Here is a 22,942-nt window from a genome sequence, read left to right as displayed (position 1 = left end):
CTGACGAGCTGCAAGCATTGACGCTCTCTATCCCTCTCCTCCTAATCGGGAGAACTCTTGCCTCGCGGAGACAGCCGACGTCGCAGCCCTCGAACTTGGGGCTACTGGACCGAGCAGAAGCTTTCTATCCTGGCCGCCTACCTGCCGGCCTTTACAAGAGCCTCGCAGAAGTCACGTCGGACTCTCTATCTAGACCTCTTTGCGGGACAGGACCGAAACCTCAGCCGCACTACTGGCGAGCCGATTAGTGGGTCGCCGAGGGTGGCCCTTGACACAGCGCCGCCCTTCTCCAGGGCGATCTTCTTCGAGTTGCCTAGTCAGGCGGCGGGCTTGGAAGCAGAACTTAGGTCTTCCTATCCCGACCGGGACTTCGCGGTCGTCCCAGGTAACTGCAACGAGACTATAGGAGAAGTGCTGGAAGGGCTTAAGGCAGAGGAGTGGCATTGGGCGCCCACGTTCGTGCTGCTCGACCAGCAGGCGGCCGAGATCGAATGGGCCACGCTGGAAGCGTTGGCCCGCTTCAAGCACCACAGCAGGTCGAAAGCAGAACTTTGGCTCCTGTTCGCGCCATCGATGTTGCCGCGGGGCTTAGCGTCCGTGGACCCAGAAGACGCAGAGTGCTTTGCGAATCGCATCACTGCCATGTTCGGCACCGAGGAATGGTGGGACGCATGCCGGGCCAGGCAAGAGGGGTTTCTCAGCGCAGCAGAGTTTCGCGACGAGCTGCTGAACCTCATGCGCTGGCGCCTAGAGAATCTGCTTGGCTATAAGGCCACCCACTCGTTCCAGATGAAGAATACGAGGGGTGTAGACATCTACGAGATGGTGTTTGCGACTGACCACGACGCGGGCGAGAAGATCATGAGCCACATCTACCGCATGGCCGCTGAGGCGCAGCCACGAATGCGAGCCGAGGCTGTCGCGAAGCTCGAGGCAGAACGGGAGGAGAAGTCGGGAGTCCTGTCGCTGCTACCGCCGATGGCCAAGGTGATCAATTCAGTCCCGTCCTACAAGCACCAGCCGCCTCGACCGCCGTACCAGTTACCGGCCGACGAGTAGCGGTTGTGCTGAAGCGGGCATCTCATCCCAGGTTCGGCCGTCCAGCTCGCGGCCGCCGGCCTTCGGGGTCCTGCCGCCCCACTGCTTGAAGAAGAAGGCTGTCCCGACGGCGGTGCAGCGATCGCGGAGACACCGCACCCAATCAGGATCGACCGGCCGGCAGCCGGGACCGGACTCCCCACCTGCAATCACCCAATCGACGCCCTCAAGGTTGAGGTCGTCCAGCGGGCCAAGGAGTGGCTCTGCTGAGACGAACCGAACGGCGGCCGGCACCTGACGAAGGTGGTCAACGCGCTCCGCCTGGTCTAGGTCCTCGACAGAGACACCCATCCACACGTTGACGGGCCAGCTCAGCCGGGGAGCGAGCTTGGCAAGTCTCGCCGCCCGCTTGGTAAGTACCTGGTAGGTGTGCTGGGGGGTGGCCGCCATGACCTCGAAGACCTGCTCGACGAACTCGAAGGGCACCTTCGCGTGGAACAGATCACTCATTGAGTTGACGAACACAACCCTTGGCTCTCGCCAACGCAGGGGTAGAGCCAGGTCCCTTGGGTGAGTGGCAACGCCGAAGCCGGGGCCGGAGGTGCGCGCATCACCGTCTGTTTGGTACTTAGGCGAGCCCATCGCCTTCAGCCGCTTGGACAGGGTCAGCGCATAGCAGTGATCACAGCCGCGTGAGATGCGATCGCAGCCTGTCGTTGGGTTCCACGTTGCTTCGGTCCACTCGATGGAACTCTTGTCTGCCATTCCACACTCCCCGGCCGGTTGAGTCGATTTTGTCGAACGTGCGTACGGATTGAAAGCGTGTGAACGATCTTTCCATCCGGCCGGCCGACCGGTTGATGCGTACTAGCCGCGTCATTTGACTCGACGCGCACCAGACTCGGCCAGGCCGTCGCCAGGCCGTCAGCGGTCAGACTGTAGTGACGAACGACGACCAGCGGCGACGACTCTTGCCGAGGTCACGTTGGGTGGCCGGTCTGCCGACCGGCTAGAACGACCGTGGCTTACCTGTAGTTGGTGAACTGGTCGGGTGAGTTGCTCTTGACCACGCCGCACCAGCCGATTCATCCTGTCTGGTCCAGGCCAGGAGTGCCGCTCCCGTGGCGTTGCAGCCGATGGTGTAGGCAGTGGTCAAGGCATTGGACAATGCCCTGCTGGCTGCACCAACCATGGTCACACTCCTCTTCTTCGCCTTGCTGTCTGCGCGAGTACGGCTTCTAAGACCGTTCACCAAGTGCTTCAGCAACGGAGCGAGGAAGGTTGTAAGACCAACGACTACAAGCACCAGACCTGCGTCAAGCAGGCCGCCGGACCCAGACCACACAGGATGGATCCGCCGCCAGGGTACCAGGATGAGTCGACAGGCGGCTTTCGAGCAGCCGGCGAAGGTCTGGGGCACGCAGGGGGCACAAGGCAACGTGAAACGTCGGCAACCAGCCATTAGCGGTGTGAGCCGAGGAGCGAGCGTGACCAGCGTGCCGGCCAAGTCGCCGCAGCTCACGGCCGAGGCGGTCTAAGTTCCGCTTCAACGTCTGACCGACTCCGCTGTACCGTCGCGGACCGGCGATCAGTCGTCAACGTCGTACTCGGATTCGTCGACCAGGCCCGTCACGAAGGTCTCGAAGTCGGGGGCGAGGACCGTGATCTGGTAGTTCCACTCCTGGTCGACGTGTACGACGGCGGGCTCACCGGGCGAGCGGTAGTCGAGGGCGACCATGTCGTGACCCGCCGACGGGCAGTCGGCGATGTAGATGCCGATGTCGGGGTAGCCCCATTCCGCTACCCAGAACGTGCTGCCGAAATCGCCGCAAAGGCTGAACCGAGCAGTTCGGCCGATCGCTGCCAGCGTGTATACGCCGACGTGGTCCTCAGCCCAGGAGGTTCGGCTCGGTGCAGGGTGGGCGTCACGGGCCAACGAGCCGCCTTTGTGCCGACGGGCCAGGTCGACGTACGCGGTGGGCAGCTGGTACCCAAGCTGCGCTTCCACCGCCCGCAGAACCTCGTCGGTGAGCGGGTTCTCCAGCGGGCCGGATCCGTCGAAGACAGTTGCGGGATCGAGCACGGGTCGACGGTAGTCGGTTGGCGTCAGTTCCAGGAGCGCCGGTAGCCCTGTTGCTGTCGACAGCAACGATGACAGCAAAAGGGCGAGACGGGGAGGGCCAAGGACGGAAAGTGGTCGTTCAGTACCCGACGTCAGAGACGTGCGCGGACGCGCATGGACGGAGCGCCCAGAACTTACAAGCGAGTGGTCGGGGTGCCTGCCCAGGATGCAGGGGTGGCTGGCGTGTGAGGGTTATGAGCCAGCCTGCGGATCGGTAGCGTTGAGCGTGTCTGCGGCCCGATGGGTCGGTGGTGCGTCCGGCGCTACGCGAGGAGGTTCCGGGTGGATTCCTTGCCGGAGTTGACGTTCGGGCAGCGGTTGAAGGTCTACCGGGAGCGGTCCGGGAAGACTCGGGCGGTGCTTGGTGGGTTGGTGGGCCGTAGCGCCGAGTGGGTAAAGGCGGTCGAGACCGACCGGATCTTGCCGCCGCGCCTGCACATGCTGGATCGGATCGCGCGTGCTCTGAAGGTCGACGTGTCTGCCTTGGCTGTGGAGCTCGGTGATCGGTCTGCGGTGGTCAATGGGCCGGAGCATCCGGCGTTGGCGTCGGTGCGGGATGCGGTGAACCGTGTCGCGTTCGCCGGTGACGCCCCGGCGGAGTCGTTGTCCGGTCTGAGGGAGCGGCTTGCGGTGGCGTGGCGGGCGCGTCATCAGGCGTCGGATCACCGGACGGTGCTGGGCGCGTTGTTGCCGGGGTTGCTGCGGGATACGCAGCGTGCCGTGTTGGTGTACGAGGGCGACGAGCGGCGGCAGGCGCAGGCGCTGTTGGCGGAGACGCTCGGGTTGGCGCAGATGTTCATCGCGTACCAGCCGGCTGCCGAGTTGTTGTGGCGGGTAGCGGATCGGGCGATGGTGGCGGCGCAGGAGTCCGGTGATCCGGAGGCGCTGGCCGGTGCGGGGTGGTTCCTGTGCCAGGTGCATCGGGACGCTGGGGATTGGGACACCGCGATGGCGGTGACGCTGGACGTGCTGTCGGCGCTGGAGTCGCAGGCGGTCACCGGGAGCACAAATCTGCTGGCGCTGTGGGGTGCGCTGAACTTCGAGGCCGCGTACACGGCCGCTCGTGCCGGTGAGGAAGGGCGGGCCTGGCGGTACTGGGATCGTGCCGATCGGGTGGCGCAGCGTCTGCCGCAAGGCTTCTACCAGCCGCAGACGTCGTTTTCCCAGGTCATCATGGGCGCTCATGCGGTGACCGTGGCGGTGGAGTTGCAGAAGTCCGGCGAGGCGGTGCGGCAGGCCCGCCGCCACGATGCGGCGGTGATCCCGTCGAGGCCGCGTCGGGCACGCCATCTGATCGAGGTCGCGCGGGCGCTCTACGGCAAGGACGACACGGAAGCGACAGTGGCGACGCTGCGGCAGGCGTACGAGTCGGCCCCGGAGACGATTCGCTACAACGGGTACGCCCGCCAGATCACCTTGGACCTGCTCGACGGCCCGCGTTCCACCCGGGATGACGCCCGTGATCTCGCGGTCCGAGTCGGACTCGTCTCGTGATCCAGAGGTAGGAACCTTACCCATTCCGCCGCGCAACCGACCGTAGCTTCTCGCTCACGGGATGCGGCGGGCGGTGCGAGTCACGCCCGGTCGCCGCGTCCCCCTCAATCAGAGGGCGAACAGGCTGCCCTCGTGAGCGACGAGGGAGGGTGCGTGCGGCGCGTCTCGTACGACGAGTACCTGTCGGCCACCGCGTTGACCTTCGCCCGACGGCATCGGCCCGTGTGGTCGTGGCAACTGTGGCGGCGTGTCTGTCGCTGTGGAGCCGACCTGCCGTGCCGTGCCCGGCACCGTATCCCGATCAACCGGGGCCACTGGCCGCAGGAGGGCGAGCAGTGACCGGCGGGCCGGAGCGGACGATCCTCGCGGTGCACGTCCGAGGGCTCGACGGTATGTGCGTCGGCTGTCGGGCGTGGTGGTCGCGGCTGTCGCCGTACCCGTGCTGGCAGGTGGATTGGGCGACCAGTCGGCAGGCCCGCGCGAGCGTGGCCCGGTTTCTGGGTGGTGTGCGGTGACCACCCACGGGCCGGTGCTGCCGATCTGGAGCTGCGGCGGCTGCGACCTGCCCTGGCCGTGTCCAACGCGTAGGCGGGAGCTACGTGCGGAGTACGCCGACGCGCCGGTGTCGCTGGCGCTGTACCTCGGTGGCTATCTCGTCCAGGCCGCCGAGGACATGCCCTGGGCACCGGCCGGGGCGCTGCACCGCCGTTTCATCGGCTGGACCCGGCAGCCGGCGGAAGTACAGCAGTGAAGTACAGCAACCGTGCCGACCGGACCCGACCGGAACGGGCGTCACCAGGCCGGATGACCTCGTATCAAGTCCGATCCGGCGGGACTGCCGAGAGTTCACACCGAAGAGGTCACTGGTTCGATCCCAGGATCGCCCACCGATAGTCCCCGACCTGGGGAAATGTGAGCCCGTGATAGGCAGTGCGCGAACCGCCTCGACCAAATGTGCGTTGGGCTGGGGAAAGGCGTCTTGCGGTAAGGGTCTGCGGCCGCGACCAACTCCTCCTCGGTCACCTCGAAGACCGTCCCCGGCGCCGCGTCGGAGTCCACGCCGGCCGTCACCACGATCGGATGATGAGTCTGGCCGCTGACCCGCACCACCTCCGGATAGGGCGAGTCCTGGGACGACCCGTACGGCTGGCCGACACCCTCCCGCTAGACGCGAGCATGGAACGGCTGACCCCGCCGACCGAGCCCGGTGCCGGAACGCTGACCCGCAGCAGCCTCGCGGCCGGCACCCCCGGCGACACCTTCGTCGACTTCGCCGCCGTCCACGTGATCACGACCGCCACCTTGGACGCCTTGGCCCGGCGGCACCCCGGCGGCCGAATGGAGCTGCGACGTTTCCGTCCGAACATCGTGGGTGCGCATGGACGATCCCGCACCCTTCGCGGAGAACACCTGGCAGGACCAGACCATGACCGTCGCCGCCCACGCCGAGATCCGCATCGTCGCATCCACCCCGCGCTGCGCGGTGCCCACCCTCGCGCAAGGCGCCGACCTGCCCGACGACCCAGTTGTGCTACGCACAGCCGCACGGCTCAACCGGGTTCCGGTCTTCGACCTCGGCAAACTGACCTGCGTCGGCGCCTACGGCGCTGTCCAACGCGAGGGTCTACTGCGGATTGGCGACCGCATCATGATCGCCGCCTGACCCCGTCAACGGCAGCACAGCCGCGACATGACTTCCCGTGAACGGCACCTGCGACCCGCCTCCCCTCGCTCGGCAGAATCCACACCCAGTCGTCTTCACCAGCAAGATCCTGGACCGGGTGACGTCGTACCAGTGGAACGCCGGCACGGCGGCGTGGAACAACGTCGGCCGGGTGCAGCTGCGCTAGAGGTGGTCAACCCGCCGGGCATGACCGACCAGGTGTTCATCCTGGACTACGTCCGGCCGGTCGGGCTGATCGGCGTGGATACGAACAAGATCGACATGCCGCCGGTGAACTTCGACTACGTCGACGGGACGCAGCCGGACTACCGGGACGGCCGGGTCGACTACGACGAGACCGACGTCGGTGTGTCGGCGATGCGGATGCCGCGGCTGCTGGTCGTCCGCAACGGCCTCAGCCAAGGACCTTGAGCTTCAGGACCGTTAGGCCAGAAGATCGGCCAGCATCGCGATCAACTGCTCGTCCGTGACCGCATCCACCGGCCTGGCGGCCGGCTCCTGCCCCGAGGTGATCTCGGTCGTCATCTGGCGTCTCTCCCTTAGATCGGGCGATGCTGAGAGCCGTACTCCTGCCGTGCCGGTCACTTGGCGCAGAGCGCGGCGTCGACGAGGGCGGCCCGGTCGGCGGCGACAGATTCGTCCGTGACCGACCCGTTGAGTGAGGTGACCACCAGGGTCGCCGCGCGACCGTCGTCGGTGGCGCCGTTGACTGTCGAGTAACCGGGGATGTCACCGCCGTGGCCCCAGGCCACCCCGCCGCAGCTCAACGGGGTGCGGAAGAGACCGAGCCCGTACCCCACGCCCGATCGCGGATGCACCGCGACGGTGGTCCGTATCTCGGCCAGCTGCGCAGGTTTGAGCAGTTTGCCAGCCAGAAGGGCCAGCAGGAACGTGTTGAGATCGGCCGGAGTGGAGACCAGGTGGCCGGCGGCCCATCCCCAGCTCGGGTCCATCCGGGTGAAGTCGAGCAGTTCGCCGGTGGCTTCATCGAGCTGGTAACCCTTGGGATGCCTGCCGCGGATACCTTCCTCACCGACCCCGGGGGCGTAGGTGTCGCGCAGACCTATCCGCTCGATGACCCGGGTGGTGACCAGCTCGTTGAACGGCCGGCCGGTGACCCGTTGGGCGATCAGGCCAGCCAGCAGGTAATTGGTGTTGCTGTAGGCCCAGTCGCCGGCCGGCCTGCCTTCCCTGGCGTTGGCCATGTCGAGCAGGTCCCGGGGCTCGAAGTAGATGTGCTGGTACGGCGGGATGTCTCGCACACCCTGGAACATCGCCTCGGTGTAGTCGGGCAGGCCGCTGGTGTGCTGCAGCAGTTGGCGGACCGTGATCGCACCTTTGCTCGCACCGGGGCTGCGCACCAGATCCGGCAGGTACGTCTCGACCGACTGGTCGAGATCCACTGTGCCTTCGTCGACGAGCTGCAGCACGACGACGGAGGCGAACATCTTGCTGGAGCTGCCGATGCGTACCCGGCCGTTCGTCGGCACCTTCGTGCCGGTGCGCAGGTCGCCGACGCCGGCCGTGTAGTGCTGGGTCCGGCCGCGACGGTCCCGGACGGCGGCCAGCGCCCCCGGGTGCCGATCGGTACCGACGAGCTTCTCGATGCGTTGCCCGATGGCGTCGGGACGGGTCTCAGCCCAGGCGGTGCCGGCCGGGCCGGCGGCCGTGAGACCGCCCGCCGCGATCACCGCGGTCGTCGCCATGGCGACGACCCGGCGACGCGACCGGGTGGGCCGGCGGAGTCGAGTGGCGTGAGTGGGCATGGCAGGCTCCTTGACTGGGTACGGGTGACGGCCGACCCGCCGCCCGGGCCGGGTGCGCCAGGCGTTCCGGCCCGGGCGGCGGGTCGCCCCGTCAGTGGCGGTTCTGGCGAAGGGATCGGGTCAGTTGACCGGCGACGGCTACCTGCCGGCGCACAGGGCGGCGTCGAACGCGTCCAGGGCCTGGAAGATGCCGTCGGGGACCGGGCTCGATTCGGCGGTGACCACGATGGTCACGGCACGTCCGTCGGCGGTGATGGCGGTACGGCTGGAGTATCCGTCGATGTCGCCGCCGTGCCCCCAGGCCCGGCCGCCGCAGGAGAGGTCGTACCCGGTGCTGCCGAGACCGTAGTTCCACACCAGGTCCGGGAATGCCTCGCCACCGGGGAGCCAGACCTTGCTCTTGCGCATCTCGGCCAGCGTCGCCGGCTTGATCAGCTTCCCGTTCTGCAGCGCCACCAGGAACTTGTTGAGGTCACTCGGCGTGGAGATCATCTGGCCGGCCGCCCAGGCGATGGAGGGGTCCACCTGGGTGATGTCGACCCACTTCATCGTCTCCGGGTCCGGCAGGTGACCCTTGGCGTGCGGCTGGCGGATGGTCTTGTCACCGACACCCGGCCAGTACGTCTCGTGCAGCTTGGCCGGCTTGAGGATCTTGTTGGTGATCACTTCGCTGATCGGGCGACCGGTCACCTTCTGCACCAGCAGACCGGCCACGATGTAGTTGGCGTTGCGGTACTGCACCTGGCCGCCGGGGGTCGGAGCGTGCGCCTCGTGGGTGAACGCCGAGTCGAGCATGTCGCGCGGCTCGTAGTACCTGTTGCCCCACACGGACACGTCCGGCAGGTCATACTCGGGCAGGCCGCTGGTCATTCCCAGCAGGTGCCGGACCGTGATGGTGTGTCCGTCGAAGCCCTTGCCACGGACCAGCCCCGGCAGGTACGTCTCGATCGGCTCGTCCAGCTGCACCTTGCCCTCCTCGACGAGCTGCAGGACGGCGACAGAGGTGTACATCTTGGTGTTGCTCGCCATCCGCACGTAGCCGTCGGTGGGTACCTTCGCCCGGGTACGCGGGTCGTTGACCCCGGCGGTGTAGTTGGTGACGCGACCCTTGCTGTCCCGTACCGAGGCCAGCGCCCCGGGCGCGACGCCGGCCTTGACCAGCGCGTCCAGGCTGCTCTGGATGGTGTCCTTCGTCGGGCGGTGGGCCTGCGCGGCGTCGGCGTACTGGACGCCGATGCCGGCGAACCCGACCAGTGCGACGAGCGCCAGTGCGGCGGCGGTGCGGCGGCCGAAACCGAACTGCTTGCGCGGCGTCACGGTGCCGTTGCTCGAAGTGGTGTCGGTGCCCCTGTCGGAACCGGACCCGCCGGTGTGTTGCGGTGACATGGAATCTCCTGGTGAGCGTTCGGATCGGGCGCCCTGTGCGCCGATCCACGGAGCCGACGACGATTCGTCGACGCCTGCGGTGGACTGGCTGACGGTCACTCCTTGGCGCCGATGCTGCTGACCGGTGGCGTCCGCAGGAGTGCGCTGATGGGTGCGATGGTGGTGACCAGCGCGAGCAGCGTGGTACCGCCGATGATCGAGATCCAGCCGAGCGGCGGGACGTAGGGGACCGGTTGGCCGGTCATCATCCGGACCACCGAGACCAACGTGATGGCGGCGATGGCGCCACCGATGAGCAGTGCCGTGCCGAGCAGGCCGACCTGTTCGGCGTGCACCATCCGCTTGACCTGGCGGGTCGTGACGCCGACCAGGCGTAGCAGGGCCAGTTCGCGGCCCCGGGCCAGCGCCGCCATGATCATGGTGTTGGCGGCGGCGAGCGCGGCGTAGCCGACCATGACGCCGATGACCAGCTTGTTCATCCAGGCGCTGAGCGCCAGGTCGGTGGCGAGTTGGGCGCCGACGGCCCCGGTGTCGATCAGGCCGCTGCCCGGGTACCGCTCGACCAGGGCGGCGAGCCCGGCGACGGCTTCGGCGTCGCCCGGTTCGGTGCGGATCAGGACCTCGTCGTCGAGGTTGGTCGGGGTGTGGCCGTCGACCGTCTCCCGGCTGAGGGTCACGTCCCCGTAGGCGAGCCCGCGTTCGTAGATGGCGACCAGCCGCAACGTCACCGGGGTGCCGTCGCCGAGCCAGATCTCGACCTGGTCGCCGAGCTCCGCCCTTTGCGTGGCTGCCTGCAGGGCCGACAGCGCCACGGTGTCGCCACGCAGGTCGGTGAGGCTGCCCTCGGTGATCGACAGGTCCATGGTCCGGTCGGCTCCGTCGGGGTCGATCGCCTGGGCACCGACGGGTTCGACGCCCCCCAGCACCGGCACGATCACCGAGGTACGCCGGATCCCGGTGGCGGCGACGACGCCGGGCATCTCGCGGACGTCCGCTGCGGCGGTCGCCGGCAGTCCGACCGCCGACGCCAGCGTGTGCTGGGCCAGCATCCCGTCGCGGGTCTGGGCGACAGCCTCCCGATCCAGGTTGTCCTGCAGGAACCAGATCGAGCCGCCGAAGCCGACCGACAGCACCAACGCGGTCAGCACGGTCGCCATGCCGTGCGCGTTCGCCCGCAGGTTGGCCGCCGCCAGGTAGCCACTGTCGCCCCACACGGCGCGCAGCACCGGGCCGAGTGCCTGTGCGGCGTACCGGTTGATCCACGGCGCGAGCAGTGCGGCGGCGAGCACGAAGACGAACAGCATGCCGAGCGCCGCGCCGAGTCCGGCCTGACCACGAAGGGCGGTGGTGAACATGGTCAACGCGACTCCGCCGCCGAGCGCGATCAGACCGGCGAAGAGCCGGACGAGGCTGCTGCGCGCCGGCTCCACGGCGATCTCACCGAGCGCCTCGGTCGGCCGGATCCGCACCGTGCGACGGGCCGCGATCAGCCCCGCCGAGACCGCCACCAGCACGGTCGCCACACTGACCGCCACTGCGGTGAGCAGCCCGCCGTCGAACGGGAAGCCGTGGGGGATGAAGCCTCGGTCCATGAGCTGCCGATGCACCCAGTCGGTCGCCCACAGCCCGGCGGGGACGCCGAGCACCACCGCGACGATTGCCAACTGCGCGACCTCGGCGACGACCAGCAGCCGTACCTGTCCCGGGGTCGCCGCGACGGCGCGCAACAGGGCGAGGTCGCGGCGGCGGTGGCGGACCGCCAGACCGATCGTTCCGGCGACGACGAACATGACGAGCCCGGCGACGTAGCCGCCGAGTACGGAACCGAGTTGGACCAGCATGTCGGCCGCCGCGAGCGCCTCGGACTGTTCGACTCCCGCGCGTTCGTCGCCGGTGTAGACCGTCGCGCCGGATTCGGCGGCCAGCCGGCCGACCTCGGCGGTCACGGCGGCGAGGTCCGCGCCACGGGCCAGGACGATCCCGATCAGTCCGGCCCGGTCCGGGCTGCCACTGAGCGCCGCGGCGTGCTCGTCGGTGAAGAAGAGCGCGGAGGGCCCGTCGCCGGGGGCGGTACGGTCCACGATGCCGCTGATCCGGTACTCGCGCACCGAGCCGGCGGCGAGAACCGCGATCTGGTCGCCGGGCCGCAGTTGGGCGCCGGCCGCCGAGGCGAGCCGGCCGTCGATGGCGACCTCGTCGGTGGTGTCCGGCTGGTTGCCGTCGACGATCCGGTACGGGGTGAGCGCGGCGCTGCTCCAACCGTGCGCGACCGCCCCCTGCGCGGCGTCCTGGATCGGCACGACCGCCTGGATCGAGCGGTCGGCGGCGGCGACCGCCACGCCGGGCAGCTGCCCGATGCGTTCGGCGAGGGTGACCGGCACGCTTCCGCCGGTGGGCAGGTCCACGGTGACCGTGGCCGTCTCACCGAACTCGTTGGTCTCGATGGTCATGTCGCGATCCGCGACCAGGATGTCGGCGGCGCCGTACCGCTGCGGTGCGGGGGTGAAACGCATCCCGGACTCGACCATCACGCCCATCGACATGAGGATCATGACGCCGCAGGTGAGCGCGATGAGGGTGGCGACAGCGCTGCCGATGCGGTGGCGCAGCATCCGGAGGGCGAGCATCAGCATGGCTCAGCTCTCCTGGGTGACGAGCTGGCGGCGGCCGAGCCACGCCAACTGCTCGGCGATCTGCTCCGCACCCGGCTGGGGCATGTCCCGCACGATCCGACCGTCGGCCAGGACCATTACCCGGTCGGCGTACGAGGCCGCCACCGGATCGTGGGTCACCATGATCACCGTCTGCTGCGCGTCGTCCACCACCGACCGCAGCAGGGCCAGCACGTCGGCGGCGGTGTGGGTGTCCAGCGCGCCGGTCGGCTCGTCACAGAAGATCACCTCGGGGCGCATCGCCAGCGCCCGGGCGATCGCCACCCGCTGCTGCTGCCCGCCGGACAACTCGGCCGGGCGGTGGTGCAACCGGTCGCCGAGCCCGACCCGGTCCACCACCTGGCGCAGCCAGGCGGCGTCCGGGCGTGCCCCGGACAGCCGCAGCGGCAGGTGGATGTTTTCCTCGACGGTCAGCGCGCCGATCAGGTTGAAGGCCTGGAAGACGAAGCCGATCCGGCTGCGCCGCAGCTTGGTCAGCTTCGTCTCCGACAGCCGCGACAGATTCTGGCCGCCGATCCACACCTGCCCGGAGGAGGGTCGGTCCAGGCCGGCCGCGGTCTGCAGCAGGGTGCTCTTGCCGGAACCGGACGGCCCCATCACCGCCGTGAACGTGCCGCGGTGGAACTCCGCGTCGACGCCGGCGAGCGCGGTGACGGCCTGCGGTCCGGAACCATACGTACGGGCGAGCTGTATCACGCGGACCGCCGGGTCGGCGGACTGTCCAACGTGGATGGACATCTGGACCAACCTCTCCATGTCGTCAGAGGACGATGACATGGAGAACGCTATGGTCAGACGGGTTGTCGGACGATCTAGCGTACTGGCCAACCGGGGTACAGCAGGCTGTACCAATCGCGCGGCGCTGGCATCATCAACTGCGGCGCTGGGCGTCCTCGAGGTAGCGCAGCACCGCCGTCACCCGCCGGTCGGCGCGGTCGTCCGGGGCGAGACCGAGCTTGGCGAAGATGCTGCGGATGTGCTTGTGCACGGCCCCTTCGGTGACGAACAGCCGCTGCGCGATCGCCCCGTTGCCGAGCCCTTCGGCCATCAGGGCGAGCACGTCGCGTTCCCGGGCGCTGAGCCGGCCCAGGGTGCTGTCGGGACGGCTGCGGGCGAACAGTTGGCCGACCACCTCCGGGTCGATCGCCGTCCCGCCGTCGGCGACCCGGTGCAGCGCGGTGAGGAACTCCTCGACCCGGCCGACCCGCTCCTTCAGCAGGTAGCCGAGCCGGACCGCGCCGCCGGCGAGCAGGTCGGTGGCGAACGTCTGCTCGACGTACGCCGACAGGACCAGCACCGCGAGGTCGGGTCGGCGACGCCGGGCCTCGACGGCGGCCACGATGCCCTCGTCGGTGTGGGTGGGCGGCATCCGAACGTCGACGATCGCGACGTCCGGCCGGAACTCGTCAACGGCGGCCAGGAAGGTCGTCGGTGAGTCGGTGGTGGCGACCACGTCCAGCGATTCGGCCCGCAGCAGCAGCGACAGACCTTCCCGCAGCAGGGCGTCGTCCTCGGCGATCACGATCCGCACGGCAGCTCCACGAGTAGTGTCGTCGGCCCACCTGGTGGGCTGGTCAGAGTGAACCGGCCGTCGTGGCCCTGCACCCGCCGCCGGATGCCGCCGATGCCCGAGCCGTGGCCCTCGTCGGCGCCGCCGTGGCCGTCGTCGACCACGCAGACGTGCAGCCGGTCGGCGCTGCGCCGGACGGTGACCGCCGCCGTGGCGGCACCGCTGTGCCGGGCGACATTCGTCAGCGCCTCCGCGACCACGAAATACGCCGTCGCCTCGACCGACGCGGCGCACCGGCCCGGAACATCGACCTCCACCGTGCACGGCACCCCGCAGCCCGCGGCCAGACCGTCGAGCGCGGCGGCGAGCCCACGGTCGTCGAGCACCGGGGGCAGAATCCCGCGTACGACGGTACGCAGTTCCGCCAGGGCCAGTTCGGCCGAGTCGTGCGCGCGGTCCAGGATCTCCACCGCCCGCGCCGGATCCCGGGCCATCGCCCGCCGCGCGGCACCCAGCAGTACGGTGACCGCGACCAGCCGGTTCTGCGCCCCGTCGTGCAGGGACCGCTCGATGCGCCGCAGCTCGACGGCATGCGCGTCAAGCGCGGCCGCCCGGGTCGCGGTCAACTCGGCGATCCGCAGCGACATGTCGACGTCGCGCGGCGGTGCCAGCAACCGTCGCCCCGGCAGCGCCTGCCACCGGGCCAACGGTGGGTTGAGCGCCACGGTCGCGGCAAGCCAGCCGACCCCGATCAGCCCCACCACCAGCGCGTCGGGGAAACCGTCGATCCGCCAGTCGATGAACCCCGGGCCGCCCGCGTCCGGCGGCAGCATCCAGTAGTAGAGCGGAAACAGCAGGTTCTGCACGGCGGAGATCGGCAGCGACAGCCCGAGCACACCCAGCCCGAACCCGACGGTGCCGTGGATGCCGACAAACGCGCCCTCGCGCCGAGACCATGGGTCGCGCAGGACGTCGCGCAGGCTGGTGGGGACCGTCGGCGGCAGCGGCAGGTCGCGGTCCCATCGCGACAGTCGGGCCCGCTCCCGGTTGGCGGCGAGCCGGACCGCCTTCGCCGCCGACGGGACCATCGCCAGGCCGATGCCGACCACGCTGGCGAGCGCCACCAGGACCAGGAGCAGTACGGCCGCCAGCGCCAGGATCGACGTGCCGAGACCACCGACGAGGTGTTCGATGGCGTCGACGGACATCCGTAGGTGGCGACGCAGGTATCGCCGCGCCGCCCGCCAAAGCTGCGGGCCCAGTTGCTCGGCAGCGGCCGAAGCGCCAGCGGCGTCCCTGCGCGGCATCCCGTACCTCCCGGCAGAGACGATAGCGACGCAAGGCCGGCTCCGACGTGCCGCGGCCCAGAAAGTACAGCCTGCTGTACCAGTCCGGTGGGATGCCGGAAATCTCGTCCGACAAACTCGTCGAACGGCACGAACCCCAGCCAGAGGCCCGCGCGCTAGGACTGCCCAGCATCCACGTTGAATCTTGCAGCTGACGCATGGGTCAGGGTTTACGGTCGCGCTCCACCGACCGAGCAAGGAGCGTTACGTGCCTCCACTGCCTTCCGTCCATCGTCAGGTTCAGTTGCACACCACTCCGGACGGCCTGCCGCGCCCGGAAGACTTCACCATCGTTGAGGTTCCGATGCCACCCCGCGCGTCCGGCGAGGTCCTGGTCCGCAACCGTGCCTTCCTGGTCTCCGCGGCCCTGCTCCGGACCCTCATCGGCGCGGCCGCGGCGGGACTGCCCGGTCCGCGACCCGGCGATCCGTTGCCCGGCGCCGCGATCGGCGAGGTCGTCGCCGCCCCTGACTCCAGCGGCCTGCGTCCGGGCGAGTTGGTCGGGCACGACCTCGGCTGGCGCGAGTACGCGGTCGTCCCGGTCGACCGGTGCCGTCGGCTCGGAGACTCGCTACCGGATCCGCTGGCTCACCTGTCGCAGGGCTGGACCGCGTACGCGGCGCTGACCCGCACCGCCGCCGTTCGTACCGGCGACACGGTCCTCATCACCGGCGCCGCTGGCGCCGTCGGTTCCCTCGCCGGCCAGATCGCCCGTCGTCTCGGCGCGGCCAGAGTCATCGGTACCACCGGCTCACCGGCGAAGGCCCGCGTCCTGACCACCGAACTCGGCTACGACGCGGTCGTCGTACGCGGAGCGGAACCGATCGCCACGCAGCTCGCCAACGCCGCTCCGGACGGCATCGACGTGGCGCTCGACACCGTCGGCGGCGAACAACTTCAGGCGGCGGTGCAAGCCGCCCGGCCCCACGCCCGCATCGTTCTGATCGGCGCGCTGTCGGCGCAACTCGCCGCCAAGGGCGCCGGCACGACCGCGACGCTGGAACTGGACCTCGTGCCCATCGTGCTCAAGCGAATCAGCATGCGCGGGTTCAACGCCGCCGACCACCCCGACGCGCTCGCCGAATGGACGCAGCGGTTCGGCGCCTGGCTACACACCGGCAGCATCCGGTTTCCGCATACCCGCATCCATGGAATCGACCGGGCCGCCCAGGCGTTCCAGGAGATCGTCGAGGGACGGCATGTCGGCGCCGTCCTCGTAGAGCTCTGACAGTCGGGAGGCACGATGCGTATCGGTGACGCCGCGGCGGCAGCGGGAACCACACCGCGGGCCTTACGCTTCTACGAACAGCGAGGACTGCTGCCGCCACCGATACGCACCCGCACCGGGCAACGGACCTACAGCAATACCGACGTGGCCCGAGTGAAGATCATCCGTGAGTTGCTGTCGCTCGGCCTGACCGTTGACGACATCGCCACGCTCAGCGCCCACCTTCATCTGCTCGACGGCGACACTCTGCCCGAACACACCGTGCCCGACCGCATCCGGCTGCCACAGGCGAGTGAAATGTTCCGCCGCCGGTTGGAGGTCATCGACGAGCAAATCACCCGGCTGACCCGACTGCGGCAACTGCTGTCCGTCTGCCACGCTCAGTTGGCCGAGAAAGCGCCCGCGACGGGAGACACCCATTGACCCGCCTCCCTGCGCTTCCTACGTCCGGTCTGTTCATTCAGCGTCGCGGGCATCACGGCACCCTCCTCACCAGGCACAACGCCCGGCGGGTCAGGCCGGAAACACCGTCAGATCCACAGACCCGCGACAGCCCCGCCCGGGGCAGGAACTGTCAATGAGATGTACAACGTGCCGGTAGCACCGGTCCCGCTCGGACGACTGGGACGACTACCCGGTTGTGGCTTCGGCACCGGCGGTGTGCTGCTTGCTTTCTGCGGTGCGCCGGACGACCTGGATACCGGCGGTCGTAGTGATCACGAGTGCCACGGATGCGGCGACCAGCAGCAGGGTGGTCTCGGCCAGGATGGTACGCATGTACTCGCCCCCGTTCGTGGTGGCGTACAGGTATTGCACGGCTGCAATCAGGTTGAGGGGTACGGCAACGATGGCGCTCAGCCGCCACCGCGCCACAGGCGCTGTGGGCGCGATCGGTGGTCCGGTGCGCCGGGTCCGGATGATCCAGTTGGCGACGCCGGCCCAGGCGGCAAGCAGCGTGAGCAGCAGCAGCCAGAACATCGCCGAGGACAGCTTGCCAAGCGGCACGATGGTGTTGAGCAGCTCAACCGAGCCGGACCCGTCGTGGGTCACTACGCCGATCCCGTGCTCGTACGCTGCAAGAGCGACGATGGTGTGAATGACGTCGACGACCGTGAGGGCGACGAGGGCGGTCACGGCGGTGCGGGCAGCGGGCACCTGACGACGATAGCCGAAGTGAAAGGTCGCTAGATCATTGATCTGGTCGCTGATTACACGGAGTGCTCCACGTTTTTGGATCGCAATCGATGGCACTCCATGTTTCCTGGTAGGGGAATATGCGCAGGTTACGGCGGTAAGGAGCTGCTGGATCGGCTGGCCTTGCAGGTGGGAGCAGATCGGGTGCAGGTTGGCGAAGTGGTCACCGCGCCCGAGGTGCTCACCGACCCTGGACAGCCCCGAGGGCTCTGACCTGCGGCGATGCGGGGCCAGCGGCCCGGTGTGACCTCCCAGAGAACACCGAAGTGGTCAGCGTTGCCTGCTCCCCGTCAGGACGACACGCCGGCTGTCGTCCCGGCCCCACTGACGCCATTCACGAGGGCGGTGCTCCATCGATGCACGGCTTTGGGTGCCGTGGTGCTGGCGGCGGTCTGGATTCCGGGAGCTGAGACTCGAATCTCACCGCCAACCTCTGAGCAGGGCTTCCTGCCCGGTGACCTCTTCGGCGGACCCGAAGGCGTCGACCTTCGAAGGTGCAGGTCATCGCCCCGGGATTCACACTCGCTCATAGCCGATGAGCGGATGGTCGCTCCGGCACTCACCGTAGAGGCCGCCCTCGTGGAGCGATTCATGGTGATCTTGCGCCTTCACCCCGAGTTGAGGCGTACGTTTGCGGCCCGACGCACGGATGCCTCTTCAATAGGGTCGTCGCGTAGCGTGAGCAGCCAGCGTCGTGTCTGGTCGGCAAGCGGGGCGTGTTGAACGGCCAACAGCCGGACATCCGTCTCGCAGTCGAGGAGGTAGGACGGCAGCGCGGCTGTCGTCTTGTCGGGATCGAGGAGCAGCAGGCTGCGCAGGTAGCTGCCTCGCTCGTAACTGTGTGGCGATGCCCGGGTCAACCAGCGCAACTGGCGGATCAGGGCTGCCCGCACGTCGGCGTGGGAGGCTGATGGAGAGCTGGCGAGGATCCTGGCCAGGCCCTCGGTGAGCCGGTCGTGGCCGCACCACTCGTCGGTGAGCCGGTCGAGTGCGGCGCGGATCGCCGGGATGTCCTGCTCCTCGCCGTGCTCCGCGAGGAGATGCGCGGCAGCGTCAAACAGCGGGTGCTCGGTGTCGACAGCCCAGCCTCGTGCAGCCGAGAGGACCTGCGGGCCGAGGACCCGGAGCGCACCGAACAGGCCAGCTTGCCGTTCGGCCGCCAACTGCTCGACCGCGTCGAGCAACTCCGGTACAGGCCGTGCATTGCGACGGATCTGGTGCAGTGCGGATACCTTCACGGCACGGCCGGTGTCCGCCGCTCGCAGGAGCGCAACCAGTTCGGCATCACTGGTGGCCGAAAGATCGACCGGGCGATCTCGCGCATCCTGTCGGCTGCGCTGAGCGGTGTTCAGCACAGTGTCGATCCTCGGATCCCGACCCCGCCAACGCAGCCACGGCTCAGAGGTTGGCAGCACCTCGGCCGCATCTTCGGACCTGATACGCCTGGCCGCGGTCTCCCATAGGTCGTCCCACCACTCCGCCGGCCAGCTGGAGGCCAGCGTGGACAGGGCATCGATCCAGCGGATGCCATCGCGAACATATCCGCGCAGCGTCTCGGTTGCCTGCTTGTTCCCTCTGCGGGCGAGCGCCTCCAAGATGCCGACGGCAAGGTTGAACTGGTTGTCATCATCGGTCGGGTCCGCTTGAGGCCAGGCACGGTACGGACCGCAGGCGCGAAGCTGCGTGACCAGTGGGGCCGTGTCGAGGCGCAAATCGTGCAACAGCCGGGCCAGATATGTGTAGCGATCGTCGACCTGCCAGTCCCACCGGGTGTCGCGACCGGTGCAGGTGTAGACCAGGTGTCCGTGACCCGGCTGATCCTGCAGCCAGGCCGCCGCAGCACCCTGGCCGCGCTGCAACGCGCCCAGCCCGGTGCGGTACGGCGCGTAGTGCCACTCGTGCGCGCAGTCGTCGTCTTCACAGCCCATCACGAACAGAATGAGAGCGGCGGACTGCTCCGCTCCACCGAATTTGTTGCGATGAGCAGGGTACGCAGCACAACTCCCAACGTAGGTGCCCAATGACCACGCTCGCGAGAACGGAGCTAGGTGCTCTCGTCACGCGAAAATCGGCGCTACGCTGTTGGTCGAGCCTTGGCTGGGCCGCAGGTCAGTCACTCCACGTCAGGGCAAGTCCAGGTTTGCTGCCCGCGAGTGCACTGAGTCTGGCCGAGGATCGGGCGCTACCCAGCGTGGCGAAGATCGTGGATGCCCTGCGTCCGATCGTGCCGACGAGAGTGCGTTTGCGAACTATGCCGGAGTGAAGGTCTGTCCGGCGTGGACGCTTCTAGAACTGAGAGAACGCCGAGGTCTAGGTCAGGTCCCGGACCAGGTCAGCAGTGGCGACGCCGATCTCACCGTCGTACCTGTCACTGGCTGCGGTTCGCGCAGCCGCCGGATCCGTGCCTGGCCACAGGTGGGTCAGTAGTAGGTGTCTGGCCCCGGCTTCGGCGGCCTGCCGACCTACCTGGCGCGCACTCGACAGGTAGCGCCGGGAGTCCTCCGGCACCTCATCGACGTAGGTGGCCTCGGCCAGCAGCAGGTCGGCGTCGCGCGCCAGCTCCACCACGTCGGGGCTCGGGCCGGTGTCACCGGTGTACGCGAGAACCCGGTCACCCGCAGCCAGCCGTACGCCGGCATTTGGCACCCAGTGCGGCAGTAATCGGGTCTGGGCCCGGAATGGGCCGATGTCGAGGCGGCTGCCGACGGTGATCTCACGCAGAACGTAGGCGGCATCCAGCATCCCGGGGCGGTCCAGCGCTAACACCGCATCCAGCGCGCCGGGCGGCGCGTACACCGGTAGCGGCGCCGGCGGATCATCACGCAGCGCTCGCGCCCGCAGCAGCGGATTCAGGTCGGCGCAATGATCGGGATGTCCGTGGCTGATGAACACCGCGTCGACCTGGTCCGCGGTGATGTGTTCCAGCAGCCGCGGCACGGTCGCATAGCCGAGATCGACGAGCAGCCGGAACCCGTCGTGCTCCACGAGGTAGCCACTGCATGCCTGACCCGCCTCCGGCCACGCACCGCACCCGCCGAGAACCCTTAGCCGCACCCGAAAGACCCTATCGACCGGTTCGCCAACTGTTCCAATCGACTGGCGCGTATCGCTGCCTGAATATCCTCAACTAGCTAGCCGCTAACCGCGCGGAGTGCTGGCGGGTGTCCGCGCGGCGTCCGTCCTGGATTGCTTCAGCTACTCGCGACGGTTGCGTGAAGAGGCTGTCCGACGGTCGGAGCGTCGATGCCCGGCGCACGTGCGGGCCTGACTGAACCGCGGTCCTCGACCGACCTTGACATCCGGTCATGCCGCCTGTGCGGTACACAGGTTCGGGAAAGCAAGCTGCCCCCTGATCTTGGACACTTGAGCCTTGGATCGGCTGGATCGGCTGGATCGGCTGATCGTCTGGCCAGTCTGGCAACGGGCGCTGCGGCGGGCGAGGGCGATGGCCTCGCCCGCTGCCGGTCCCGCTACTGCGGGGCGACGTTCTCGGCCTCCTTGAGCACTGCCAGACTCAGCCATGAGGTGAACTGCTGGTTGATGATCTGGCGTGTTCGCAACGCGTTCAGCACTGCCTGCGGCTGGGTGACCTGCCACACCTTGACGTCGAAGCAAGGCAGACCGTTGTCGTTGAGGTTCTGTTGCGGCAGGAACGGCAGCGCTCGCCAGGCGATGCCAGCGTTGCGCAGCTGGTCGACCTCCATGAAGGTGCCCAGGTTGGCCAGCAGGGTGGGCAACGGAACCGCCCGGCCACCGCCGTAGGTGGTGCGCAGGTTCTGCATTGTGCTTAGCTCGTTGCCACTGAGCGTGACCTCGGCCTGGTTGAGCTCGGCCCACCACAACGCGTCGTACGCGCCGATATATCCCTGGAATAGGGCAGTCGCACCATCGGTGGCCCGCTCTAGGACGAACTCGTGAATGGCGTCGTTCACCACGTTGATCAGTACTGGGCCCGGATAGTCGGCTTGGACCAGTTGGGCCAGCGCGGCAGCACCGTTGGTGCCACATAGCCTGCTCTCCTCGGCCACCAGCTCCACTTGGCCACCCAGGTCCTGGATACGGCCGATGAGGTATTTGGCGGTGGGGCCGCAGGCACCGAAGAAGTTGCGGAACTGGGACCGGCCGAACGTCATGTTGACCGGGTCATACCAGGTCAGCACGCTCTCCGGACGCCGGACCACACGGTAGGCCATCAACTGCTGGGGGTAGGGAGTGCCCGGAACCCAGCCCTTCAACGCGGTGTCCACCTCGCTCCAATTGGAGAACCGCCAACGTTCGGCCACGGTATCTGCGGCCAGCGCGGCGAACCCGGGGCTGCCCAGCCACGCCGCGCCCTGGACCAGCGCCTGATACACCTCGGTCTGCTGTAGGTCGAGCAGGGTGGAGTATTCGATGACCGCCTGGCCCCGGCCGATGCGCACGGTGCCGGCCTTTTCCGCGCCGGACGGGGCAACGTAGCTCAGCGCGACTGCGCTCGGCGCCGCAGCCGATCCTCCGGCCCAGTTCGCTTGCTGCAGCACTGCCAGCGCCTTGACCACCGCATCGGCGTCGACGAACTTCCACAGCTTCGTCGAGCTGCCGAACAGCATGGCCGGTATCCCGGCTGACACAGCCCCCACCGCAGCGGCATGCTGGGGCAGGTTCCTTGCCCGGTAGACGAGCGATCCGACCTGTACCGTCACGGTGTCCCTCCTCCGTCAGCCCTCACAAGGGCCGCCGGGAACACGATGGGCTACCACACCGGGTTGATGCAGTCACCAGGGCGACATGCCACGCCATCAGCGGCTTACCTTGCAGCTACCGCTCGTCAGGGAAGACCAGCCCGGCGGCCACCGGCAACCTCGGGGTCAACGCCCCAGACGATCGCTGAACCCCCGACCCATCGCGCTGCGACGGAACCCGTGATCGATCAGCCCATCCAACAATCGTTCGATCAGGAGGTGCTCCGCGATGCCTCAGGCGTGCCGGGCCGGGGTACCAGGACGACCACTGCGGTTTCGGATGACCGCCGCGCTGCGTAGCCATCGAGGTTCTTGTCGATCTCACGCCAGCGGGCCCACAGCCTTGACCGTTCGTCGCCTGTCGCAGCACGCCCACGCACCGGCCGCGGCCCGTCGATCAGGTCGACGGTCGCGTCCGGGTGCGCCTGCAGATTGAGCCACCAGGCCGGCTCGGGATTTCCCCAGCCGTTCATGGCCAGCGAGACCAGATTCGCGCCGTCCTCGAAGTACCCGAGGATCACGCTGCGCTGCTGGCCGGTGCGACATCCGACGGTGGTCAGGCGCAGCATTCCGTACCGGTTGCCGCGCGGACGCGACAGTCCGACCCGGCCGCCGGAACGCCGGAACACGCCCCGATGAGCCGACCAGAACAGCCGAATGAACCAACGGGGCGGTAGCCACGGCTTCTTTGCAGGGCGCGAGGACTCGGTCACTCCTGCATCGTATTGGCCGCTGTCACGCCCGAACGGCAACCAGCGGCAGGCCGGTAGCGCCGAACGGT

The 22,942-nt window shown here is 68.4% G+C and carries 22 protein-coding genes; 9 read left to right on the top strand and 13 right to left on the bottom strand.

Annotation, left to right across the window (positions count from 1 at the left end; translation table 11 throughout):
• Nucleotides 1-57 precede the first annotated feature (57 nt).
• A complete protein-coding gene (gene tcmP / locus CLT74_RS13555; protein ID WP_099846864.1) occupies nucleotides 58-1,059 on the top strand; it encodes a three-Cys-motif partner protein TcmP in 1,002 nt (333 codons plus the stop codon).
• Here the strand turns inward: tcmP and CLT74_RS13550 are convergent.
• Nucleotides 1,042-1,803 (bottom strand): phage Gp37/Gp68 family protein, encoded by a 762-nt coding sequence (locus CLT74_RS13550; protein ID WP_099846863.1) that lies wholly within the window; start codon nucleotides 1,801-1,803, stop codon nucleotides 1,042-1,044. The two genes, tcmP and CLT74_RS13550, sit on opposite strands and share 18 nt — an antisense overlap.
• Nucleotides 1,804-2,626: 823 nt before the next feature.
• Entirely contained in the window at nucleotides 2,627-3,154 is a 528-nt protein-coding gene (locus CLT74_RS13545; RefSeq protein ID WP_099851942.1) for an SMI1/KNR4 family protein, read from the bottom strand.
• Nucleotides 3,155-3,442: 288 nt separating this feature from the next.
• On the opposite strand from CLT74_RS13545, the gene CLT74_RS13540 reads away from it, so the two are divergent.
• From CLT74_RS13540 to CLT74_RS13520, 6 genes are all read left to right on the top strand, one after another.
• Nucleotides 3,443-4,654 carry a helix-turn-helix domain-containing protein gene (locus CLT74_RS13540; RefSeq protein ID WP_099846861.1) on the top strand — a complete coding sequence of 404 codons (1,212 nt, stop codon included), beginning with the start codon at nucleotides 3,443-3,445 and terminating at the stop codon, nucleotides 4,652-4,654.
• A 149-nt stretch (nucleotides 4,655-4,803) separates the two neighbouring features.
• On the top strand, nucleotides 4,804-5,169 hold the full coding sequence (locus tag CLT74_RS31350) for a hypothetical protein (RefSeq protein WP_099846859.1): 366 nt from the start codon (nucleotides 4,804-4,806) through the stop codon (nucleotides 5,167-5,169).
• A complete protein-coding gene (locus CLT74_RS13530) occupies nucleotides 5,166-5,405 on the top strand; it encodes a hypothetical protein (RefSeq protein ID WP_099846858.1) in 240 nt (79 codons plus the stop codon). Before CLT74_RS31350 ends, CLT74_RS13530 begins: the two co-directional genes overlap by 4 nt.
• Before the next feature lie 627 nt (nucleotides 5,406-6,032).
• Nucleotides 6,033-6,317, top strand: coding sequence for an MOSC domain-containing protein (locus CLT74_RS13525; RefSeq protein WP_099846857.1), 285 nt, complete (start codon nucleotides 6,033-6,035; stop codon nucleotides 6,315-6,317).
• 37 nt (nucleotides 6,318-6,354) lie between these two features.
• Nucleotides 6,355-6,504: a hypothetical protein gene (locus tag CLT74_RS30470; protein WP_158240262.1), complete on the top strand. Its 150-nt coding sequence runs from the start codon at nucleotides 6,355-6,357 to the stop codon at nucleotides 6,502-6,504.
• A gap of 20 nt (nucleotides 6,505-6,524) precedes the next feature.
• On the top strand, nucleotides 6,525-6,749 hold the full coding sequence (locus CLT74_RS13520; RefSeq protein WP_143697158.1) for a hypothetical protein: 225 nt from the start codon (nucleotides 6,525-6,527) through the stop codon (nucleotides 6,747-6,749).
• A 170-nt stretch (nucleotides 6,750-6,919) separates the two neighbouring features.
• Here the strand turns inward: CLT74_RS13520 and CLT74_RS13515 are convergent, their stop codons facing one another.
• From CLT74_RS13515 to CLT74_RS13490, 6 genes are all read right to left on the bottom strand, one after another.
• Entirely contained in the window at nucleotides 6,920-8,104 is a 1,185-nt protein-coding gene (locus CLT74_RS13515; protein ID WP_199172185.1) for a serine hydrolase domain-containing protein, read from the bottom strand.
• A gap of 138 nt (nucleotides 8,105-8,242) precedes the next feature.
• Nucleotides 8,243-9,490 carry a serine hydrolase domain-containing protein gene (locus CLT74_RS13510; protein ID WP_099846853.1) on the bottom strand — a complete coding sequence of 416 codons (1,248 nt, stop codon included), beginning with the start codon at nucleotides 9,488-9,490 and terminating at the stop codon, nucleotides 8,243-8,245.
• Nucleotides 9,491-9,585: 95 nt separating this feature from the next.
• The gene (locus CLT74_RS13505; RefSeq protein WP_099846851.1) at nucleotides 9,586-12,123 is read right to left on the bottom strand and encodes an FtsX-like permease family protein; all 2,538 of its coding nucleotides are present in this window, start codon (nucleotides 12,121-12,123) and stop codon (nucleotides 9,586-9,588) included.
• A 3-nt stretch (nucleotides 12,124-12,126) separates the two neighbouring features.
• Nucleotides 12,127-12,900 (bottom strand): ABC transporter ATP-binding protein, encoded by a 774-nt coding sequence (locus CLT74_RS13500; RefSeq protein WP_099846849.1) that lies wholly within the window; start codon nucleotides 12,898-12,900, stop codon nucleotides 12,127-12,129.
• Between the two features lie 133 nt (nucleotides 12,901-13,033).
• Nucleotides 13,034-13,693, bottom strand: a complete 660-nt coding sequence (locus CLT74_RS13495; protein ID WP_099846847.1) for a response regulator transcription factor — start codon at nucleotides 13,691-13,693, stop codon at nucleotides 13,034-13,036.
• Nucleotides 13,681-14,979 carry a sensor domain-containing protein gene (locus CLT74_RS13490; RefSeq protein ID WP_099846846.1) on the bottom strand — a complete coding sequence of 433 codons (1,299 nt, stop codon included), beginning with the start codon at nucleotides 14,977-14,979 and terminating at the stop codon, nucleotides 13,681-13,683. The genes CLT74_RS13495 and CLT74_RS13490 overlap by 13 nt, the downstream gene beginning before the upstream one ends.
• Before the next feature lie 247 nt (nucleotides 14,980-15,226).
• Here CLT74_RS13490 and CLT74_RS13485 point away from each other — a divergent pair, with 247 nt between their 5' ends.
• Both CLT74_RS13485 and CLT74_RS13480 read left to right on the top strand, forming a co-directional pair.
• On the top strand, nucleotides 15,227-16,246 hold the full coding sequence (locus CLT74_RS13485; protein ID WP_099846844.1) for an MDR family NADP-dependent oxidoreductase: 1,020 nt from the start codon (nucleotides 15,227-15,229) through the stop codon (nucleotides 16,244-16,246).
• Between the two features lie 15 nt (nucleotides 16,247-16,261).
• Nucleotides 16,262-16,669 carry a MerR family transcriptional regulator gene (locus CLT74_RS13480; RefSeq protein ID WP_099846842.1) on the top strand — a complete coding sequence of 136 codons (408 nt, stop codon included), beginning with the start codon at nucleotides 16,262-16,264 and terminating at the stop codon, nucleotides 16,667-16,669.
• A 207-nt stretch (nucleotides 16,670-16,876) separates the two neighbouring features.
• On the opposite strand, the gene CLT74_RS13470 is transcribed toward CLT74_RS13480, so the two are convergent.
• The 5 genes from CLT74_RS13470 to CLT74_RS13450 form a co-directional block, all read right to left on the bottom strand.
• Nucleotides 16,877-17,497: a hypothetical protein gene (locus tag CLT74_RS13470; RefSeq protein ID WP_199172184.1), complete on the bottom strand. Its 621-nt coding sequence runs from the start codon at nucleotides 17,495-17,497 to the stop codon at nucleotides 16,877-16,879.
• Between the two features lie 551 nt (nucleotides 17,498-18,048).
• Nucleotides 18,049-19,368 carry a hypothetical protein gene (locus tag CLT74_RS13465; protein WP_099846841.1) on the bottom strand — a complete coding sequence of 440 codons (1,320 nt, stop codon included), beginning with the start codon at nucleotides 19,366-19,368 and terminating at the stop codon, nucleotides 18,049-18,051.
• A 382-nt stretch (nucleotides 19,369-19,750) separates the two neighbouring features.
• Nucleotides 19,751-20,494, bottom strand: coding sequence for an MBL fold metallo-hydrolase (locus CLT74_RS13460; protein ID WP_099846840.1), 744 nt, complete (start codon nucleotides 20,492-20,494; stop codon nucleotides 19,751-19,753).
• A 416-nt stretch (nucleotides 20,495-20,910) separates the two neighbouring features.
• Nucleotides 20,911-22,122 (bottom strand): hypothetical protein, encoded by a 1,212-nt coding sequence (locus CLT74_RS13455; protein WP_143697157.1) that lies wholly within the window; start codon nucleotides 22,120-22,122, stop codon nucleotides 20,911-20,913.
• Nucleotides 22,123-22,373: 251 nt separating this feature from the next.
• Nucleotides 22,374-22,913 (bottom strand): nitroreductase/quinone reductase family protein, encoded by a 540-nt coding sequence (locus tag CLT74_RS13450; RefSeq protein ID WP_486582299.1) that lies wholly within the window; start codon nucleotides 22,911-22,913, stop codon nucleotides 22,374-22,376.
• Between the last annotated feature and the right edge of the window lie 29 nt (nucleotides 22,914-22,942).

It is taken from the genome of Verrucosispora sp. CNZ293 (assembly GCF_002754655.1).
Note: the sequence above shows the minus strand (reverse complement) of the source record. Positions and strands in the feature narration are given on the sequence as shown.